Source organism: Amycolatopsis albispora, assembly GCF_003312875.1.
Lineage (GTDB): Bacteria > Actinomycetota > Actinomycetes > Mycobacteriales > Pseudonocardiaceae > Amycolatopsis > Amycolatopsis albispora.
This window is the reverse complement of the sequence record NZ_CP015163.1, coordinates 5730182-5749030: the sequence shown is the minus strand read 5'-3', so window position 1 is coordinate 5749030 and position 18849 is coordinate 5730182. Positions and strand designations below refer to the sequence as shown.

Annotated in this window: 14 protein-coding genes; 11 read left to right on the top strand and 3 right to left on the bottom strand. The window is 71.0% G+C overall.

Annotated elements, in window-relative coordinates; translation table 11 throughout:
• Positions 1 to 57 precede the first annotated feature (57 nt).
• The 9 genes from A4R43_RS27090 (at position 58) to A4R43_RS27050 (ending at position 9591) form a co-directional block, all read left to right on the top strand.
• The gene (locus A4R43_RS27090) at positions 58 to 519 is read left to right on the top strand and encodes a DUF3180 domain-containing protein (RefSeq protein WP_113694888.1); all 462 of its coding nucleotides are present in this window, start codon (positions 58 to 60) and stop codon (positions 517 to 519) included.
• Positions 520 to 588: 69 nt separating this feature from the next.
• A complete protein-coding gene (locus tag A4R43_RS27085) occupies positions 589 to 2337 on the top strand; it encodes a DUF6779 domain-containing protein (RefSeq protein WP_113694887.1) in 1749 nt (582 codons plus the stop codon).
• 736 nt (positions 2338 to 3073) lie between these two features.
• Complete coding sequence (locus A4R43_RS27080; RefSeq protein ID WP_113697907.1) at positions 3074 to 4207, top strand: PrsW family intramembrane metalloprotease; 1134 nt, start codon at positions 3074 to 3076, stop codon at positions 4205 to 4207.
• A 135-nt stretch (positions 4208 to 4342) separates the two neighbouring features.
• On the top strand, positions 4343 to 5245 hold the full coding sequence (locus A4R43_RS27075) for a Rossmann-like and DUF2520 domain-containing protein (protein ID WP_113694886.1): 903 nt from the start codon (positions 4343 to 4345) through the stop codon (positions 5243 to 5245).
• Positions 5246 to 6157, top strand: a complete 912-nt coding sequence (panC, locus tag A4R43_RS27070; protein ID WP_113694885.1) for a pantoate--beta-alanine ligase — start codon at positions 5246 to 5248, stop codon at positions 6155 to 6157. It begins immediately after the preceding gene.
• 9 nt (positions 6158 to 6166) lie between these two features.
• Positions 6167 to 6673: an aspartate 1-decarboxylase gene (panD, locus tag A4R43_RS27065; RefSeq protein ID WP_113694884.1), complete on the top strand. Its 507-nt coding sequence runs from the start codon at positions 6167 to 6169 to the stop codon at positions 6671 to 6673.
• Positions 6674 to 6750: 77 nt separating this feature from the next.
• Positions 6751 to 8253, top strand: a complete 1503-nt coding sequence (gene lysS, locus A4R43_RS27060) for a lysine--tRNA ligase (protein ID WP_113694883.1) — start codon at positions 6751 to 6753, stop codon at positions 8251 to 8253.
• A gap of 136 nt (positions 8254 to 8389) precedes the next feature.
• Positions 8390 to 8737, top strand: a complete 348-nt coding sequence (locus tag A4R43_RS27055; protein ID WP_113694882.1) for a histone-like nucleoid-structuring protein Lsr2 — start codon at positions 8390 to 8392, stop codon at positions 8735 to 8737.
• A gap of 275 nt (positions 8738 to 9012) precedes the next feature.
• The gene (locus A4R43_RS27050) at positions 9013 to 9591 is read left to right on the top strand and encodes a TIGR03086 family metal-binding protein (protein ID WP_113694881.1); all 579 of its coding nucleotides are present in this window, start codon (positions 9013 to 9015) and stop codon (positions 9589 to 9591) included.
• 8 nt (positions 9592 to 9599) lie between these two features.
• On the opposite strand, the gene A4R43_RS27045 is transcribed toward A4R43_RS27050, so the two are convergent.
• A complete protein-coding gene (locus A4R43_RS27045; protein WP_113694880.1) occupies positions 9600 to 10421 on the bottom strand; it encodes a (2Fe-2S)-binding protein in 822 nt (273 codons plus the stop codon).
• A gap of 375 nt (positions 10422 to 10796) precedes the next feature.
• Here A4R43_RS27045 and A4R43_RS27040 point away from each other — a divergent pair, with 375 nt between their 5' ends.
• Both A4R43_RS27040 and A4R43_RS27035 read left to right on the top strand, forming a co-directional pair.
• Positions 10797 to 13355, top strand: coding sequence for an ATP-dependent Clp protease ATP-binding subunit (locus A4R43_RS27040; RefSeq protein ID WP_113694879.1), 2559 nt, complete (start codon positions 10797 to 10799; stop codon positions 13353 to 13355).
• Between the two features lie 590 nt (positions 13356 to 13945).
• Complete coding sequence (locus tag A4R43_RS27035; RefSeq protein ID WP_335645106.1) at positions 13946 to 17047, top strand: AfsR/SARP family transcriptional regulator; 3102 nt, start codon at positions 13946 to 13948, stop codon at positions 17045 to 17047.
• On the opposite strand, the gene A4R43_RS27030 is transcribed toward A4R43_RS27035, so the two are convergent.
• Positions 17044 to 17844 (bottom strand): ABC transporter permease, encoded by an 801-nt coding sequence (locus A4R43_RS27030; protein WP_113694878.1) that lies wholly within the window; start codon positions 17842 to 17844, stop codon positions 17044 to 17046. The genes A4R43_RS27035 and A4R43_RS27030 overlap by 4 nt on opposite strands.
• The gene (locus tag A4R43_RS27025) at positions 17841 to 18809 is read right to left on the bottom strand and encodes an ATP-binding cassette domain-containing protein (RefSeq protein ID WP_113694877.1); all 969 of its coding nucleotides are present in this window, start codon (positions 18807 to 18809) and stop codon (positions 17841 to 17843) included. The genes A4R43_RS27030 and A4R43_RS27025 overlap by 4 nt, the downstream gene beginning before the upstream one ends.
• Between the last annotated feature and the right edge of the window lie 40 nt (positions 18810 to 18849).

Genomic DNA, 18849 nt, shown 5'->3' with positions numbered 1-18849 from the left:
AACCTTCCAGTCGCTGGAGGGTCAAGCCTGCCAGCCGCGCCTGGGTACCGTGGGGTAATGCACTTCACCAGGCCCCGCGAGCTGGTTGTCGCCGGGCTGATCGGCCTTGTCCTCGGTTTCGCGCTGGTCGAGCTCTTCTACGGCGAACTGCCGCGGTTCCCGCTGCTCGCGGGCCTGCCGCTGCTGATCGTGGCCGCGGTCGAGGTCATCCTCGGGTTCACGCTGCGTAGTCGCATCCGCGCCGGTCGGGTACTGGACCCGATCGCCGTCGCGCGCGCGGTCGCGCTCGCCAAGGCGTCCTCGCTGCTGGGCTCGTTCATGACCGGTGCGTGGCTCGGCGTGTTGGCGTACCTTGTTCCGCGAGGTGGCGATGTCGCCGCCGCCGCCGATGACCTGCCCGGCGCGGGTATCGGGGCGGTGTGCGCGGCCGTGCTGGCGGGGGCCGCGCTGTGGCTGGAGCACTGCTGCCGCGCGCCGGACTCGCGTGATTCCGATCATCCGGGGCGGCCGACCGGTTAACGCACAGAAATCACCGCTCGAAGTACCGACTAGGTCTCGGTCGGGTTACTAGAAGGTACGGTATTGAGCATGACTGGCGTGGGTGACGACTCGCGCGGCCGCCGTTCGGGTAGGCCGTGGCTCGTAGTCGGCTTTGCCCTCGTGGTCGCCGCGACCGCCGCTCTGGTGCTCGCCCAGGACCTCCGCTGGCTGCGGCTGGGCATCATCGCCGCCCTGTGGGCCGCGTTGATCGGGGCCTTCATCGCCGCCAAGTACCGCAGGCAGGTGACGGCCACCGAGGACGAGGTGGCCCAGGCGCAGGCGGTCTACGAGCTGGAGCTGGAGCGGGAGATCGCCGCGCGCCGCGAGTTCGAGCTGGAGATCGAGGCGGAGAGCCGCGAGCGGGCGGCCGACGACGCGCGCGAGGAGCTGGACGCGCTGCGCGCCGAGGTGAGCGCGCTGCGGGAGAGCCTGCAGTCGCTGTTCGGCGGTGACGTGCTGTTCGAGCAGATCGCGCTGACCGCGCAGGCGACCAGGATGCGCTCGGTCAACGAGGACCAGCGGCTGGTGCAGGCGTCCAGTTCGACGGCGAAGCCCGCGCAGATCGCCGGGCCGAAGAAGGCCGCCGGCGAGCAGGCCGACCCGGCGGACCGGCCGACCGAGCTGATCGAGCGGGTCGAGCACGTGGTCGAGCGCAAGCTGGTCACGCCGGAACGCCGTCGCCGGATCATCGACGCCGAAGCCGTGCAGCCGCCTGGTGAGAGTTCCCAGAGCCTGCCGAACGTGCTCAACCCGCCGTCACCGCAGCAGCAGCCGAGGCGCCCGGAGCCCGCTGACACCGCCGGTCCGCCGACCCGCCGCGTGCGCCCGGCCGACAACGTCGGCTCGGCCGCCGCGCGTGCCAGCAAGGCCGCCGGTGAGGCGAGGGCGGAGTCCGCCCGCCGCCAGGCGAAGCAGGCCGAGCTGGACCACGCCGCGATGACCCCGCCGCCGCCTTCGAAGCGCCGGGTGCCGCCGCCCGCGCCGAAGCCGGAGGAACGCCGTCCGCGTCGCGAGGACCTGACGCGCCCCGGCATCACACCGCCGCGTCCGGCCGCGCCCAAGCCCGCACGGGCTCCGGAGCCGCAGAAGCCCGCGGCACCGAAGCCCGCCGCGCCGAAGCCGGCCGCCGCGCGGGCCGAGCCGCCCGCCGACCGCTACCTGCCCACCGGGCGCCCGACCGAGCTGTCGCAGGAGTTCGACCTCGACTGGACGGCGGAGCCGGCTTGGGAGTCGGGTCGCCGCAACGGCACGTCGAACGGGACGCGGTCCGGTGGCCGCCGCCGTGCCGACACCGGCCAGTTCGACGCCGTGCGCCAGGAGCCCGCGAAGCCGAAGCCGCCGGAACCGGCGAAGCCCGCCGAGCCGTCGCGGCCCGCTGAGCCGTCGCGGCCCGCGCGTCGCGCGCCGGAGCCCGCCGCGGCGAAGCAGAACCCGACGCTGCCGCCTTCGGTGCGCGCCATCCAGAGCGAAGGCCGTCCGGGTGGCCGTCGCCGCCGCAGTGACGACGAGGGTGGGGGTTACCAGTCCTCGGCGAACCTGCCGCTGCCGAAGCCGGAGCCGGCCCAGCCGGTGAACGGCGGTGGCCGCCGGCGCCGCGCCGAGGGGGAGCCGCCTTCGTGGGAACGCCTCGCCGAGGCCGCCCCGGCCAACGGCTCGCGGCACACCGGCGGGCACGCGAAACCGGAGGCGGAGAAGCCGGAGGGCACCCACGCCGAGGGCCGCTCGGTCAACGAACTGCTCGCCGCACACGGCGCCGGTGGCACCACCCCCCGCCGCCGCCGACGCGCCGAAGACTGACCCGCGCCCGAAGCCTCCTCCACGCCGGGGGCGGCCCCCTGAACACGAATGTGGCTTTGGGGGCGCATTTCGCCCCGAAAGCCACATTCGTGTCCGACAACCACCCCCGATGGCCACTTTCGCTCCGGCAGCCGCCCCTGATGGCCGCTTTCGCTCCGGCAGCCGCCCGGATGAGCGCTTTCGTGTCTCGAAGACCGCCCTGATGGCCGTTTTTGCGTCCGGCGGCCGCCCGGTTGGCCACTTTCGTGCCCGGCGACCATCCCGATGGCCGCACTCGTATTCGGCGCGCGCCCCGAAAGCCACCTTGGTGTGTGTCCGCCGGGCCCCGTAGGCCACATTCGCGCCCGCGCGCTGGCGCCCCGATGGCCGCCCTGGTGTCCGGCGGGCGTCCCGAAGGGTCGCTTTCGTGCCCGCGCGGCCGCCCCATGGCCACAATCGCGCCCGCGCGCTGGCGCCCCGAAAGCCACATTCGTGTCCAGCGAGCGCCCCGAAAGCCACATTCGTGTCCAGCCAGCGAGCGCCCCCAAAGCCACATTCGTGTCCAGCGAGCGCCCCCAAAGGCACCTCCGCGTCCCCCGCCAGCGCTCCCCAAGCCACCTTCGTGACGTCCCCGTCCCCACCTTCGTGTCCACCGGCCGGAGGACGGGGCGCTGCTCCTCATCGGACTGCGTATGGTCTGCAGACCGTGATCGCCACTTCGACGATTCAGCGACGGCACCGCCCGCGCCGGATCACCGTGTTGCTCCCGGTGCTGGGGCTGATCCTGCTCGCCCTGTGCGGCCTGATCCTCTTCGGCGTGCTGACCTCGCGCGTCGGCGTGCTCGCCGTGGTGATCGGGGTGGCCGCCGCGTTGATCCCGGTGGGGCTGGTGGTCGCCGCGTTCCTCTGGGTGGATCGCTGGGAGCCGGAACCAGCCGGCCTGCTGCTGGTCACCTTCGCCTGGGGCGCCTTCGTCGCCACCGCCACCGCGCTGCTGATCAACAACACCGCCGAAACCGTCGGCGACCTGCTGCTCGGCAGCGGCAACGGCTCCACGGTCAGCGCGGTGGTGTCCGCGCCGCTGGTGGAGGAGGCGGTCAAGGCGGCGATCGTGCTGATCGTGTTGCTGCGCCGCCGCAAGGAGTTCGACGGCGTGGTGGACGGCATCGTCTACGCCGGCATTTCCGCGGCCGGGTTCGCCTTCACCGAGAACATCTACTACTTCGGCCGCGCCTTCGCGGAGAACGGCTTCGGTGACGGTTCGCACCCGGGCGTGCTCGCCGCGTTCTTCCTGCGCGGCGTGCTCTCGCCGTTCACGCACCCGCTGTTCGCCGTGTTCACCGGCCTGGGCATCGGCCTGGCCGCGCGCTCGACCAGCCGCCCGGTGCGGGTGCTGGCGCCGCTCGGCGGCTACCTGGCCGCGGTCGCGCTGCACGCGCTGTGGAACGGCGCGGCCACCATCGGCGGCGCCGACGCCTTTCTCAACGTCTACTTCCTGATCATGGTGCCGATGTTCGTCGGCGTGCTGATGCTGGTGGTCTGGCACCGGCGCCGCGAGCAGCGGATCGTGGCCGCCGAACTGCCCGCGATGGTGTCCGCGCGCTGGGTCGCACCGTCCGAAGTGGACCTTCTGGCCAGCCTGCCGGGACGGCGGAAGTGGCGGCGCCAGGCGGGCCGCGAGTCCGGCCGGGCGGCGGCGCGCGCGGTCGGTGCCTACCAGGCCGCGGTCACCGAACTGGCCTTCCTGCGCCGCGCGATGGCCACCGGAACGGCTCCCGCGGACGCGGAGAGCCACCAGGACGAACTGATCGCGACGCTGCGCGCGTCCAGGGCCGAGGCGGTCCGGCTGTCCAGGCGGAACGCGCCCCGCGAGGGGAGCGGGACCGGGTGAAGCTCATCACCTCCCCGCCGACAGCACCTGGCCCGGCGGTTAATCTCGCCGAATTGCCGCAAGCCGGGCGCGATGAGGCGGGACCGGAACGCATGAGGGAGCATGACCGGTATGAGCGTCGGAGATAGCCGCGCCATGGATCGTCCGGCCAGGCTCGCCATCGGCGTGGTCTCGGCCGGCCGGGTCGGCAGCGTGCTCGGGGCCGCGCTGACCAGGGCCGGGCACACCGTGGTCGCCGCTTCCGGACTGTCCGCCGCCTCCGTGCGCCGTGCCGACCGGCTGCTGCCGGGGGTGCCGCTGCTGCCGCCGGACGAGGTGGTGCGCAGCGCCGACCTGGTGCTGCTGGCGCTGCCGGACGACGCGCTGGCCGGCATGGTCCGCGGCCTGGTGGCCACCGATTCCCTGCGCCCCGGCCAGATCGTGGTGCACACCTCGGGCGCGCACGGCGTGGAAATCCTGGAACCAGCCGCGAAAGCCGGGGCGCTGCCGCTCGCGCTGCACCCGGTGATGACCTTCACCGGGCGCGAAGAGGACATCGAGCGCATGGCGAACTGCTGCGTCGGCGTGACCGCCACCACCGGCGACGACGCGGCGTGGAACGTCGGCGAGGCGCTGGTGGTGGAAATGGGCGGGGAGCCGGTGCGCATTCCCGAACCCGCCCGCCCGCTCTACCACGCCGCGCTCGCGCACGGCGCGAACCACCTGGTCACGCTGGTCGCCGACTGCGCGGAACTGCTGCGCGGCGCCGGGATCTCCGACGCCGAGCGGGTCCTCGGACCGCTGCTTTCCGCGGCATTGGACAATGTGCTGCGTCAGGGCGATCGTGCGCTGACCGGTCCGGTGGCCAGGGGAGACGCCGGGACCGTTCGGTCGCACCTGCGGGTGCTGGCCGAACGCGCGCCCGAGGTGTCCGCCGCCTACACCGCGCTGGCCCGTCGCACGGCGGCCCGCGCGGCGGGTGCCGGACTGCTGGCCACGGACACCGCGGCGGACCTGACCGGCCTGCTCGACGACCACGCCCGAGGGGCTGATTCCTGAATGACCACACCAAAAACCGCGCCGAAGTTCACCAGGGGCGGGCTGAACACCTACCAGCGCCCCGAAGACCTGCGCCGGGTCACCAGGGCGTTGCGCCAGGTCGGCCACCAGGTGGCGCTGGTGCCCACCATGGGCGCGTTGCACGCCGGTCACCGCGAGCTGCTGCGCCGGGCGAAGCGGCTGCCGAACACCGTCGTCGGCGCGTCGATCTTCGTGAACCCCCTGCAGTTCGGGGAGAACGAGGACTTCGACGCCTACCCGCGCCCGCTGGAGCGGGACCTGGAGGTGCTCGGTGAGGTGCGGGCGGAGTTCGCCTTCACGCCGACCGCCGCGGACCTGTACCGACCCGGCGCGCAGGTGACCGTCCACCCTGGACCGCTCGGTGACGAACTGGAGGGCGCCGCCCGGCCCGGCCACTTCGCCGGCGTGCTGACCGTGGTGGCGAAGCTGTTCAACATCGTCCGTCCGGACTACGCGTTCTTCGGCGAAAAGGACTACCAGCAACTGGTCCTGATCAAGAAGATGGCCGCGGAACTGGACTTCGAGACCAAGGTGATCGGCGTGCCCACGGTCCGCGAGGCCGACGGGCTCGCGCTGTCCTCGCGCAACGTCTACCTCTCGGACAGCGAGCGGGCCGACGCGGTGGTGCTGTCCAAGGCGCTGACCGCGGGAGCGCACGCCGGTCGTGAGGGCGCCGAAGCCGTGCTCGACGCGGCACGTGCCACGCTCGCCGCGGTTCCGCGGGTGGACGTGGACTACCTCGAACTTCGCGGGAACGATCTCGGCCCGGCCCCCGTCGATGGGGAAGCACGGTTGCTGATCGCCGCACGCGTGGGCCGCACGCGCTTGATCGACAACGTATCCGTCCTGCTCGGTGCGGCCGCCGAGCACGGCATCCCGACCGGGGAGTAGTACACCGACATGTACCGCACGATGCTGAAGTCCAAGATCCACCGGGCCACGGTGACCCAGGCGGACCTGCACTACGTGGGCTCGCTCACGGTGGACGAGGACCTGATGGAGGCCGCCGACCTGCTGCCCGGCGAGCAGGTGTGCGTGGTGGACGTGACCAACGGCGCGCGGCTGGAGACCTACGTCATCGCCGGCGAGCGCGGGTCCGGCATCATCGGCATCAACGGCGCCGCCGCGCACCACGTGCACCCCGGCGACCTGGTCATCATCATCTCCTACGCGCAGCTGGACAACGCCGAGGCGGCGGCCCACCAGCCGCGGGTGGTGTTCGTCGGCGCGGACAACGAGGTGCTGGTCCAGGGCCAGGACCCGGCCGAGGTGCCGGACGGTTCCGGCCTGCTCAACGGCTCGCTGCCGGTGATCCAGCAGGGCATGGACGCCGCGGGCTTCCCGGTCGCCGAGACGGTCGACGCGGCCCGGCTGGACGCGTTGCTGCAGGAACAGTCCGAGCGCTGAGTACTCGCCGTTTTCCGGATTACCAAAATCGGTAATCCGGTTGGCGTAGCCGATCAGCGGGTTCGTACCCTGTGCGCATGAGCGAGAACCCCGCATCCGTTACGAGTGAAGACGACCTGCCCGAACAGATGCGCGTCCGGCGGGAGAAGCGGGAGCGGATTCTCGCGGAAGGCATCGAGCCCTATCCGGTCGAGGTACCGCGCACGCACAGCCTCGCCGAAATCCGCGCCGCGCACGACGGGCTGCCCGCCGACACCGCCACCGGGGTGCACGTCGGCATCACCGGTCGCGTGATGTTCATGCGCAACACCGGGAAACTGTGCTTCGCCAGCCTGCGCGAGGGCGGCAGCGAGCTGCAGGCGATGATCAGCCTGGCCAAGGTGGGCGAGGACGCGCTGGCCGCCTGGAAGTCCGATGTGGACCTCGGTGACCACGTTTTTGTCACCGGCGAGGTGATCACCTCCAAGCGCGGTGAGCTGTCGGTGATGGCCGACGGCTGGCGGCTGACCTCGAAGGCGCTGCGGCCGCTGCCGGTCGCGCACAAGGAACTGGCCGAGGAAACCCGCATCCGGCAGCGTTACGTGGATCTCATCGTGCGCCCGAAGGCCAGGGAAGTGGTGGAAACCCGGGCCGGGGTAGTGCGCTCGCTGCGTGATTCCTTCCACCGCCGCGGGTTCACCGAGGTGGAGACGCCGATGCTGCAGACGCTGCACGGCGGTGCGGCCGCGCGCCCGTTCGTCACCCGGTCCAATGCCTTCGACATGGACCTCTACCTGCGGATCGCGCCGGAGTTGTATCTCAAGCGCTGCGTGGTCGGCGGTATCGAGAAGGTCTTCGAGATCAACCGCAACTTCCGCAACGAGGGCAGCGACTCGTCCCATTCGCCCGAGTTCGCCATGCTGGAGTACTACGAGGCGTACGCCACTTACGACACCAATGCGGTGATGACCAGGGAGCTGGTCCAGGAAGCCGCCGAGGCGGTGTTCGGCACGCAGGTGGTGACCCTTTCCGACGGCAGTGAGTACGACCTGTCCGGCGAGTGGGCCACGCTGACAATGTATGGCTCGTTGTCCGAGGCACTCGGTGAGGAAGTAACCCCGGAGACCTCGGTGGAGAAGTTGCGTGCCTTCGCCACCGCGCACGATCTGGAGTTCGATCCCAAACTCGGCCACGGCAAACTGATCGAGGAACTGTGGGAACACTTCGTCGGTGATCACCTCCACGCGCCCACATTCGTCCGGGATTTCCCGCTGGAGACCTCGCCGCTGACCAGGCAGCACCGCTCGCAGCCGGGCGTGGCGGAGAAGTGGGACCTCTACGTTCGGGGATTCGAACTGGCGACCGGCTACTCCGAGTTGGTCGATCCGGTGGTCGAACGGCAAAGGCTGGCCGACCAGTCCAGGCTGGCCGCCGCCGGGGATAGTGAGGCCATGCGGCTGGATGAGGATTTCCTTCGCGCCCTTGAGTACGGAATGCCGCCGAGCGGGGGAGTGGGAATGGGTATCGATCGCTTGCTGATGGCGCTGACCGGGCTCGGTATCCGGGAGACCATCCTGTTCCCGCTGGTTCGACCCGAATAACCCAATCGAGATTTGCGTTTACTCGCTCGAGCGAGTATTAATGTCTTAACCGGCAGCTCCTGTCAAGGGGCTTGTGGCCCCACACCCGATCTTTCCTGACCAAGTTGCGAGCTAGCCCTAAGCAGGAGGAAACCCAATGGCGCAGAAGGTCCTTGTCTCACTTGTGGACGACCTGGACGGTTCGGAGGCCGAAGAGACCGTCGAGTTCGGTCTGGACGGTGTGAGCTACCAGATCGATCTGTCGGCGGACAATGCCGAGGAACTGCGCGACGCGCTTGCCCAGTACGTCGAGCACGCCCGGCGCGCCGGTGGCCGCAAGCGTTCCGGTGGCCGCCCGGCCGCCAAGGCCGTTGCCCGTCCGGCCACCGTCGACCGCGAGCAGAACCAGGCCATCCGCGCCTGGGCCCGCAAGAACGGCTATCAGGTTTCCGACCGCGGCCGCATCCCGTCCGAGGTTGTCGAGGCCTACCACAAGAAGAACTGAGCATTACCCCGCTCTTGCCGCGCAGGGGCATCGGCCATCGGCCGGTGCCCCTGCGCTGTGTCGTGGTGCGGAAATTCCGGGCCGGGACTTCCCCGGCCCGGCCGAGCGCGATCGGCTGCTTAGGGCAGTCGGTTAGTGGCTGATTCGCTGGTTGTGCCGCTTTTGGCCGCTGAATCGACCTCGCCGGTTTTGCGTCCTTGATGGGTGGTCAACTCGAACCGCGGCTTGTCGCGTTTGTTCAAGACAGCGCGCACCGGGTGTGAGCTAATCGGCGCATGCCAGAACTGCTTCCGCACGCGGCCGATCGGTTCACCGAGATCGTCCGCGCTATCGAACCCGGTGAACTGGGCGCGCCCACTCCCTGCGCCGACTACGACGTACGGGCGCTGCTGCGGCACCTTTTGTACTGGGGACCATTCCTGCTGGCCGGGGCACGCCGGTCGGCCCCGCCCGAAGCGGCCGGAGACGAGACCGGGCTCGTGGTGCCCGACGACTGGGCGCCGCGCCTGGAGCGCCAGGCCGCCGACCTCGTCGAAGCATTCGCGCGCCCCGGCGCGCGCGAGGGCATGGCGAGCTTCGGGACGTCGGAACTGCCCGCGCCGATGCTGCACGGCATGGTGTTCGGCGAGCTGGTGGTGCACGGCTGGGACCTGGCCCGCGCGACCGGCCGCCCGTTCAGCATCGATCCCGGGGTCGCCGCCGCGTTGTACGAGGACATCGCGGCGAACGCGGAAACCGCGCGGCAGATGAAGGTGTACGGCCCCGAGGTCCCCGTGCCCGCGTCGGCGCCGATGCTGGACCGCCTGCTGGGCCTGACCGGCCGCGACCCGTCCTGGACGCCCCCGGCCCGATAACAAACGTGCTACGACGGGCGGGCGCAGGTGCGCGGGCAGCCGGCGCATTCGGCTTCCTCCGGCAGGAGGTAGGAGAAGCAGCAGCTTTCCCGCCGTCGCGCCCACTCGCGCTGCTCGGTCATCCGCAGGGTGGAGGCCGAGGTCAGCGGCGGGTAGGTGGTGTCGAGCACAAAGGCGGCGTCGGCCACGCCCGCGCCTTCGTCGCCGCCGTGCCTGCCCGCCCACCACAGCGAGTTGTCCAGTGCGTCGGTGGCCGCGGCCCACAGCGTGCGCGCGCCGAGCGGGCTCACCGTGCGGTAGGCGCGGACGAAGCGGGCCGCGTGCGCGATGTAGCGGGCACGCAGCACGGCGACCAGCTCGTGCTCGTCGGCCACGACGGTCGCCTCCGGCAGTGTCGAGCCCGGGTCGCTCGGCAGGCAGTAGAACTCGGTGCCGAGCACCGCGATGCCGTCGGGGTGCGGCCGGTCACCGGAGAGCTTGAACGCCAGTTCGGCCGCGCGCAGCGACGGCACCCGGCGCTCGTGGTGCAGCAGGAGCGCGGCGGCGTAGGCGGGCACGTGCAGGTACCACGACATGACGTAACCGGCGGCCGTCCGCTTCGGCGCGGCGCCGTGCCGCGCGCGCAGCCAGTCGCCGAGCAGGTCGTGCCACTTCGTGAACAGCGTGGGGTCCTCGATCAGCTCCTCGCAGCGCTGCCACTGGCCGCGGCTGGGCCCGGTGGGCAGGTCGAACCGGATGCCGGCCCGGTCCTGGAGCCCGTCCACCCGGCGGAGCGACTCGGCGAGCCCGCCGACGGCGACGGTGAGGTCACCGGGGCCGCGGACCGACATCGAGCCTCCTGCGTGGGCTGTTCGGGTGATTAGGCGTGCCTTACCTTACAGGCGGTCGGGAAGCGCGCCACCCGGGTTCCCCGAAAGTGGGACGATCCACGGGCCTTCGGGTTGTTCGCGCTGAGCGGACAGCGCGGTGCCGCCGGAATCCCCCGGCGACCTGCGACGTTGGACCACACGTCAACCATCAGCGGAAACGTCTGAATTCGAGCCCGGCCCGATGGCGGCCGGGTATGCCGACTGACTGAGGCACCAACTGACGTAGTGGTACGCCAGCGCGACCGCATGGCTACTACAGTGGTCTTACGGTGCTGAACTCATCGTGGAAGGAATCGGTGGGTACTCACCGCCGGCGCAGCAGTCGAGGGAGTGGGAATGTTCGAGAGGTTCACCGACCGCGCGAGGCGGGTGGTCGTCCTGGCCCAGGAAGAGGCCAGGATGCTCAACCACAACTACATCGGCACCGAGCACATCCTCCTGGGTCTCATCCACGAGGGTGAGGGTGTCGCCGCCAAGGCGCTCGAGTCGCTGGGCATCGCCCTGGAGGGCGTTCGCCAGCAAGTCGAGGAAATCATCGGCCAGGGGCAGCAGGCGCCCAGCGGGCACATCCCCTTCACGCCGCGGGCGAAGAAGGTGCTGGAGCTCTCGCTGCGCGAGGCACTGCAGCTCGGCCACAACTACATCGGCACGGAGCACATCCTGCTCGGCCTGATCCGCGAGGGCGAGGGCGTGGCCGCGCAGGTGCTGGTCAAGCTCGGCGCGGACCTCAACCGGGTGCGCCAGCAGGTCCTGCAGCTGCTGTCGGGTTACCAGGGCAAGGAGCCCGCCGAGGCCGGTGGCGGCCGCGGCGAGGGCACTCCGTCGTCCTCGCTGGTGCTCGACCAGTTCGGCCGCAACCTGACCTCGTCGGCCCGCGAGGGCAAGCTGGACCCGGTGATCGGGCGCGGCAAGGAGATCGAGCGCGTGATGCAGGTGCTCTCCCGCCGCACCAAGAACAACCCGGTGCTGATCGGTGAGCCCGGCGTCGGCAAGACCGCCGTGGTCGAGGGCCTGGCGCAGAACATCGTCAAGGGCGAGGTCCCGGAGACGCTGAAGGACAAGCAGCTCTACACCCTCGACCTGGGTTCGCTGGTCGCCGGTTCCCGGTACCGCGGTGACTTCGAAGAGCGCCTGAAGAAGGTGCTCAAGGAGATCAAGACCCGCGGCGACATCATCCTGTTCATCGACGAGATCCACACCCTCGTCGGCGCGGGTGCCGCCGAGGGCGCGATCGACGCGGCGTCCATTCTCAAGCCGATGCTGGCCCGTGGTGAGCTGCAGACCATCGGTGCCACCACGCTCGAGGAGTACCGCAAGTACGTCGAGAAGGACCCGGCGCTGGAGCGCCGCTTCCAGCCGATCCAGGTCGGCGAGCCCTCGCTCGAGCACACCATCGAGATCCTCAAGGGCCTGCGTGACCGGTACGAGGCGCACCACCGCGTCTCGATCACCGACTCGGCGCTGGTGGCGGCCTCGACGCTGGCCGACCGCTACATCAACGACCGGTTCCTGCCGGACAAGGCGATCGACCTGATCGACGAGGCCGGCGCGCGGATGCGCATCCGCCGGATGACCGCGCCGCCGGACCTGCGCGAGTTCGACGAGAAGATCGCCGACGTGCGCCGGGACAAGGAATCGGCCATCGACGCGCAGGACTTCGAGCGCGCCGCGCGCCTGCGCGACGAGGAGAAGACCCTGCTGGGCCAGAAGTCCGAGCGGGAGAAGCAGTGGAAGGACGGTGACCTGGACGTCGTCGCGGAGGTCGACGACGAGCAGATCGCCGAGGTCCTGGCCAACTGGACCGGTATCCCGGTGTTCAAGCTCACCGAGGAGGAGACCACGCGTCTGCTCCGCATGGAGGAGGAGCTGCACAAGCGGATCATCGGCCAGGAGGACGCGGTCAAGGCCGTGTCGCAGGCCATCCGCCGCACCCGCGCCGGCCTGAAGGACCCGAAGCGCCCGTCCGGCTCGTTCATCTTCGCCGGCCCGTCCGGTGTCGGTAAGACCGAGCTGTCCAAGGCGCTGGCGAACTTCCTGTTCGGCGAGGACGACGCGCTCATCCAGATCGACATGGGCGAGTTCCACGACCGCTACACCGCTTCGCGGCTGTTCGGTGCCCCTCCGGGCTACGTCGGCTACGAAGAGGGTGGCCAGCTGACCGAGAAGGTGCGGCGCAAGCCGTTCTCGGTGGTGTTGTTCGACGAGATCGAGAAGGCGCACCAGGAGATCTACAACACGCTCCTGCAGGTGCTGGAGGACGGCCGCCTGACCGACGGCCAGGGTCGTACCGTCGACTTCAAGAACACCGTGCTGATCTTCACCTCGAACCTCGGGACGCAGGACATCTCGAAGTCGGTGAGCCTCGGCTTCACTTCCGGCAACGACGTTTCGTCGAAGTACGAGAAGATGAAGCAGAAGGTCAACGAGGAGATGAAGAAGCACTTCCGGCCGGAGTTCCTGAACCGGATCGATGACATCATCGTCTTCCACCAGCTGACCAAGGACCAGATCATCGCCATGGTGGATCTGATGATCGCCAGGGTGGAGACCCAGCTGAAGTCCAAGGACATGGACATCGAGCTGACCGAGAAGGCCAAGTCGCTGCTGGCCAAGCGCGGCTTCGACCCGGTGCTGGGGGCGCGGCCGCTGCGCCGGACCATCCAGCGGGAGATCGAGGACCAGCTGTCCGAGAAGATCCTGTTCGGCGAGGTCGAGGCCGGCCAGATCATCGTGGTCGACGTCGAAGGCTGGAACGGCGAAGAGGGCGAGAAGGACGACCAGGCGAAGTTCACCTTCCGCGGTGAGGCCCGGCCGTCCAGCGTGCCGGACTCGCCGCCGGTGAGCATCGGCGCCTCGGCCGCCGGTGACGACCACCAGGAGCCCGACAGCGAGTAACACCCGCTCGGAACGCGCCCCCGGAGCCCACGCTCCGGGGGCGCTTTTCGTCGCCGCGGCTTTTCGTGTCACCCGCGTGAGCCGGGGGCCCAGCCATTCCCCGGTGCCCCGCCGGGACGCCATTCGCCCCTGGGCGGGCGCCATCCGTACCCGGCTCCCGCCTCCTTTCGGACACGAATGTGGCTTTGGGGGCACATTTCGCCCCGAAAGCCACATTCGTGTCCCACCCGCGGCAGCCGCGCCAGCCCATGTCGGCCGGGTTGCCCGTGCCAACTGGGGGCCGCCCCAGCCGCGCCCGCCCATGTCGGCCGGTTGCCCGTGCCAACCGGGGGCCGCCCCAGCCGGGCTCGCCCATGTCGCGCCCGCCCATCCCCGGCGCGCCCCCGTCCCCACCGTCACGAAAGCCACATTCGAGACATCAAACGTCCCGAAAGCCACATTCGTGACACCCCACCCCCGCCATCCGACCGAGGCGGCGCCCGCGCCCCCCGGTCTGGAAGGCTGGGGTGGTGCGCGTACTACTCCTCGGCCCCGTCCGCGTTCATGCGGATCAGGGGCCTCCGGTCACCATCGGTGGCGCGCGCCTTCGCATGCTCCTGGCCCGTCTCGCGCTCGCCGCCGGGCGGGTGGTGACGGCGGAGGCGCTGACCGCCGATCTCTGGGGCGGCGAGCTGCCCGCCGACGCCGCCAACGCGCTCCAGTCCCTGGTCTCCCGCCTCCGCAAGGCCCTGCCCGAGTCCGGCGTGCTCACCTCCGCCGGCGGCGGCTACCAGCTGGCCGCCGACGTCGACGCCGCCCGTTTCGAGACCCTCGCGGCCCAGGGGCGCGCGGAGCTCAAGGCAGGCCGCCCGGCGAAGGCCGCCGCCCTGCTCGGTGAGGCCCTCGCGCTCTGGCAGGGCCCCGCGCTCGCCGACATCCGGGACGCCGGGTTCACCGCCGCCCCCGCCGCGCGGCTCGACGACCTGCGCACCGCCGCCCACGAGGACTGGTTCGAGGCCGAACTCGCCGTCGGCAGGCATGCCGAGATCCTCGCCGACCTGGAGGCCGCCGCCGAGCGCCATCCGCTTCGCGAGCGCCTGGCCGCGTTGCGCATGCGGGCGCTGTCCATGGCGGGCCGCCAGTCCGAGGCGCTCGCCGTGTTCGACCAGGTGCGTCAGACGCTGGCCGACGAGCTGGGCGTGGACCCGTCACCCGAGCTGACCGAAACCCAGCTGGCCGTGCTCCGCGGCACCCTGCCCCAACCGGCCGCGGCCCCGGCCACCACGCATCCCGCCGCCTTCCCGGCCCGCCTGACCAGTTTCGTCGGCCGGGACGACGAGCTGGCCACGATCGCCGCCCGCCTCGCCGAGCACCGCCTGGTCACGCTGGTCGGACCGGGAGGCGCGGGCAAGACCCGGCTCGCCACCGAGGCCGCCGCCCGGCATCCCGACGCGGGTCAGGGCCGCGCCTGGTTCGTGCCGCTCGCCGGTGTGCGCAACGCGGCCGACGTGCCCGCCGCCGTCTCCGCCGCGCTCGGCATCCGCGAACGCCGTGTCATCGACAGCACCTCGCTCGACCTGACCATGCCGGACGTGCTCGAACAGGTCACCGAGGTGCTCGGCCACCGCTCGTGCCTGCTGCTGCTCGACAACTGCGAGCACGTCATCGAGGCGGTCGCCGACTTCACCAGCGACCTGCTCGCCCGCGTCCCCGCGCTGCGGGTGCTGACCACCAGCCGCGAGGCGCTGGCGATTACCGGTGAGGTGCTGTGCCCGCTCGGCCCGCTGGGCCTGCCCGACCGTGAGGTGCCCGCCGACGAGGCCCCGGCCGTGCGCCTGTTCACCGACCGCGCCCGCGCGGTCAGCCCCGGCTTCACCCTCGACGAGACCACCACCCCCGCGGTGGTGGAGATCTGCCATCGCCTCGACGGCATGCCGCTCGCGCTCGAACTGGCCGCCGCCCGCCTGCGCTCGATGACCGCGACGCAGATCGCGCAACGCCTCGACGACCGGTTCCGCCTGCTCACCTCGGGCAGCCGCAGCGCGCTGCCACGCCAGCGCACGCTGCGCGCGGTGGTCGAGTGGAGCTGGGACCTGCTCGACGAGCCGGAGCGCGAACTGGCCCGGCGGCTGTCGGTGTTCTCCGGCGGCGCCACCATCGAAGCCATCGAGCGCGTCTGCGGTGGCGACGTGCTCTACGTGCTCGGCTCGCTGGTCGAGAAGTCCATTGTGGACGCGCGACCGGACGAGCACGGGCAGCCGCGCTACCGGATGCTGGAGACCATTCGCGCCTACGCCGACGAGCGGCTGGCCGAGGCGGGCGAGCGCGAGGCGTACACACGCCGCTACGCCGACTACTTCGTCGAACTGGCCGAACGCGAGGAGCCGCGCACCCGCACCCCGGAGCAGCTCGAAGCCATCGCCGTGTTCGACGCCGAGTACGACAACCTGATGACCGCGCTGCGGTGGGCGATCAGCGCTGGCGAGTACGAGCCGGCGCACCGGCTGGCGCTGGCCATGCTGTGGATCTGGATGGTGCGCGGCCAGCACCCGCAGGCCGTCGAGATCGCCCGTGAGCTGCTCGCCGTCGCCGACCGGCTGCCCCGGTACGCCACGGCGATCTTCCGGCTGGTGCACGCGATGACCGAGGTGCTCCGGCTGGGCACCGCCGACGGGCCAGACCTGCTGTCCCTTGTGGACGAATGCGTGGAGAGCGGGGCGGCGGACCGGTTCCCGATGCTGGCCATCGCGCTGCCGATGGTCGCCTTTGTCACCGGCGACGGCAAGCTGGCCGACCGCGAGATCGCCAGGGCGCGCAACAGCGGCGACAAGTGGGCCCGCGCCTCCGGCCAGTGGGTCCAGGGCTTTGTGCTCGGCGACCGTGGCGACCGCGAAGGCGCCAACATCGCCAGGGTCGGCGCGCTGAGCGAGTTCGAGGCGCTCGGTGACCGCTGGGGCATGAGCATGGCGTGGGCCATGGTGGCCGAGGAGCGCTCGCTGCGCGGTGACCACGACGGCGCGATCGAGGCCTACCGGCGCGGCTACGAGATGGCGCGTGAGCTGAACCTGGCCGAGGAGATGGGGCAGCAGGTCTGGCGGATAGCGCTGGAACGCGCCCGTACCGGCGACCTCGCGGGCGCGTGGGCGGATCTGGCCGAGCTGGAACGGCTCCACGAGCAGCGTTCCCACTTCGACCTGACCATTCTCCTGTTGTACGCCAAGGCCGAACTGGCTCGCCGCGGCGGGGATTTCGCGTTGTGCCGGGAAATGCTGGCCGAACTGGCGGCCCAGCCGGTGGACGGGCCGATCCCGCAGAACAGCGCGGTCGAGTGGGCGGGCCGGGGCTTCGCCGCGCTCGCCATGTCCGAGGGCAGGTTCGCCGAGGCGCGGCGGCAGCTCGGCATCTCCGCCCGCTCCGCGACCACCGGTCACGACGTGGCCGACATGTCCCGCAACGCCGAGGTGCTGGCGCTGGTGCTGCACCGCGAAGGGAACGCGCTCGACGCGGCGACCATGCTCGGGGTCAGCGAGGCGCTGCGCGGGATGTTCGACCACGGTGAGCCCGAACTGGCCGAGGCGATCGAGAACCTGGTCGCGGTGCTCGGTGAAGACGCCTACCGCGGCGCCTACCTGCGCGGCTCCCGGCTGTCCAAACAGGACGCCGTGGCGGAGCTGCTGGCGCAGGTAGGCGACCCGGACCAGGCGACCGGCTAGGTGACGCGCTTGCGGTAGGACCGCATGGCCAGCGGGAAGAACACCGCCAGCACGGCGGCCATCCAGGCCAGCGCGCCGAGCAGCGGCCCGGCCACCGCGCCCCCGTTGAGCAGGCCGCGCAACGCGTCCGACAGCAGGCTCACCGGGCTGATGTCGGTCCACGCCCGCAGCCAGCCCGGCATCGTCTCCGACGGCACAAAAACGTTGCTGCCGAAGGACAGCGGCATGATGAACACGAACATCAGCCCCTGCACCGCGCCGGGGCTGCGCATCAGCATGCCGACGAACACCGAAATCCAGCAGAAGCACAGCCCGAACAACACCACCAACGCGCTGGCCGCCACCAGCGACGCCGGATCGGTGCTGATCCGGTAGCCCATCACGGTGGCCACCACCAGCAGCACCACCAGGCACACCAGGTACCGCACCACGTCGGCCAGCACCGCGCCGAACAGCGGGGCGGACCGGGCGATCGGCATGCTGCGGAACCGGTCGTAGAGACCCTTGGTCACGTCGGTGTTCATGTGCACGCCGATCGTCAGGCTGACCTGCATGATGTTCATCACCATCACGCCGGGCACCACCATGGTCAGGTAGGCGCCGGTGTCGCCGGAGATGGCCCCGCCGAACAGGTAGACGAACATGGCCAGGAAGACGATCGGCATCAGCACCACGTCGGCCAGCTGCTCGGGGTTCTTGCGGATCTTCAGCACGCCGCGCCAGGCCAGCGTGAGCCCGTGGCGCAGACCCCTGGCCGGGCTGACGTACCGCGGTGGTGCGGTGGTCAACGTGGTCACACCAGGCTCCCTTCTCGTTCGGTGGTCTCTTCGGCGGCGTGCCCGGTCAGCGCCAGGAACACCTCGTCCAGGCTGGGCAGCCGCAGGGCCAGCTCGTCGGCGGTCACCCCGGCCTCGTCGAGCTTGCGGACCAAAGTGGACAGCAGCATCGGGTCGGCCACCGGTGCGGTGAGCAGCCCGGTGTCGCGGTCGCGGTGCGGCCGGGCGCCGGTCAGCTCGCCGAGAATGCGCTCGACCAGGCCGAGGTCGGCGGCCGAGGTCGGCCGCACCTGCAGCGTCTGCCCGCCGACGCGCCGCTTCAGCTCGTCGGACCGGCCGTTCGCCACCACCCGGCCGTGGTCGAACACGGTGATGGTGTCGGCCAGCTGGTCGGCCTCCTCCAGGTACTGCGTGGTCAGCAGCACCGTGGCGCCGTCCGCGATGAGCCCGCGGACCACGCTCCACACCTCGTTGCGGGCGTGCGGGTCCAGCCCGGTGGTCGGCTCGTCCAGGTACAGCACCCGCGGCCGGCCGACCAGGCTGGCGGCCAGGTCCAGCCGCCGCCGCATACCGCCGGAGTAGGTCCTGATCGGCCGGGTCGCGGCGTCGGTCAGCTCGAACTGCTCCAGCAGTTCCCTGGCCCGTGCCCTGGCGTCGGCCCGGCTGAACTCCAGCAGCCGCCCGATCAGCACCAGGTTCTCGGTGCCGGACAGGTCCTCGTCCACCGAGGCGTACTGCCCGGTGACGCCGATCAGCCCGCGGACCCGCACCGGGTCCTTCACCACGTCGAACCCGCCGACTTCGGCGCGCCCGGCGTCGGGCTGGATGAGCGTGGCGAGAATGCGGACGGCGGTGGTCTTGCCGGCGCCGTTGGGCCCGAGCACGCCGACCACCTTGCCGGTCGGCACCTCGAGGTCCACCCCGTTCAGCGCCCTGGTCTGCCCGTAGGTCTTCACCAGGCCCTCGGCCCGGATCGCATGCGACATGGTGTCCTCCTTCACGTGTCGCGCTCGCCGCCCACGATGG

Excerpts from the sequence above, each read along its gene's own strand:
- A4R43_RS27090 (WP_113694888.1), top strand. The coding sequence starts at position 58 with ATGCACTTCACCAGGCCCCGCGAGCTGGTTGTCGCCGGGCTGATCGGC.
- A4R43_RS27085 (WP_113694887.1), top strand. The coding sequence starts at position 589 with ATGACTGGCGTGGGTGACGACTCGCGCGGCCGCCGTTCGGGTAGGCCG.
- A4R43_RS27075 (WP_113694886.1), top strand. The coding sequence starts at position 4,343 with ATGGATCGTCCGGCCAGGCTCGCCATCGGCGTGGTCTCGGCCGGCCGG.
- panC (WP_113694885.1), top strand. The coding sequence starts at position 5,246 with ATGACCACACCAAAAACCGCGCCGAAGTTCACCAGGGGCGGGCTGAAC.
- panD (WP_113694884.1), top strand. The coding sequence starts at position 6,167 with ATGTACCGCACGATGCTGAAGTCCAAGATCCACCGGGCCACGGTGACC.
- lysS (WP_113694883.1), top strand. The coding sequence starts at position 6,751 with ATGAGCGAGAACCCCGCATCCGTTACGAGTGAAGACGACCTGCCCGAA.
- A4R43_RS27055 (WP_113694882.1), top strand. The coding sequence starts at position 8,390 with ATGGCGCAGAAGGTCCTTGTCTCACTTGTGGACGACCTGGACGGTTCG.
- A4R43_RS27050 (WP_113694881.1), top strand. The coding sequence starts at position 9,013 with ATGCCAGAACTGCTTCCGCACGCGGCCGATCGGTTCACCGAGATCGTC.
- A4R43_RS27045 (WP_113694880.1), bottom strand. The coding sequence starts at position 10,421 with ATGTCGGTCCGCGGCCCCGGTGACCTCACCGTCGCCGTCGGCGGGCTC.
- A4R43_RS27040 (WP_113694879.1), top strand. The coding sequence starts at position 10,797 with ATGTTCGAGAGGTTCACCGACCGCGCGAGGCGGGTGGTCGTCCTGGCC.
- A4R43_RS27035 (WP_335645106.1), top strand. The coding sequence starts at position 13,946 with ATGCTCCTGGCCCGTCTCGCGCTCGCCGCCGGGCGGGTGGTGACGGCG.
- A4R43_RS27025 (WP_113694877.1), bottom strand. The coding sequence starts at position 18,809 with ATGTCGCATGCGATCCGGGCCGAGGGCCTGGTGAAGACCTACGGGCAG.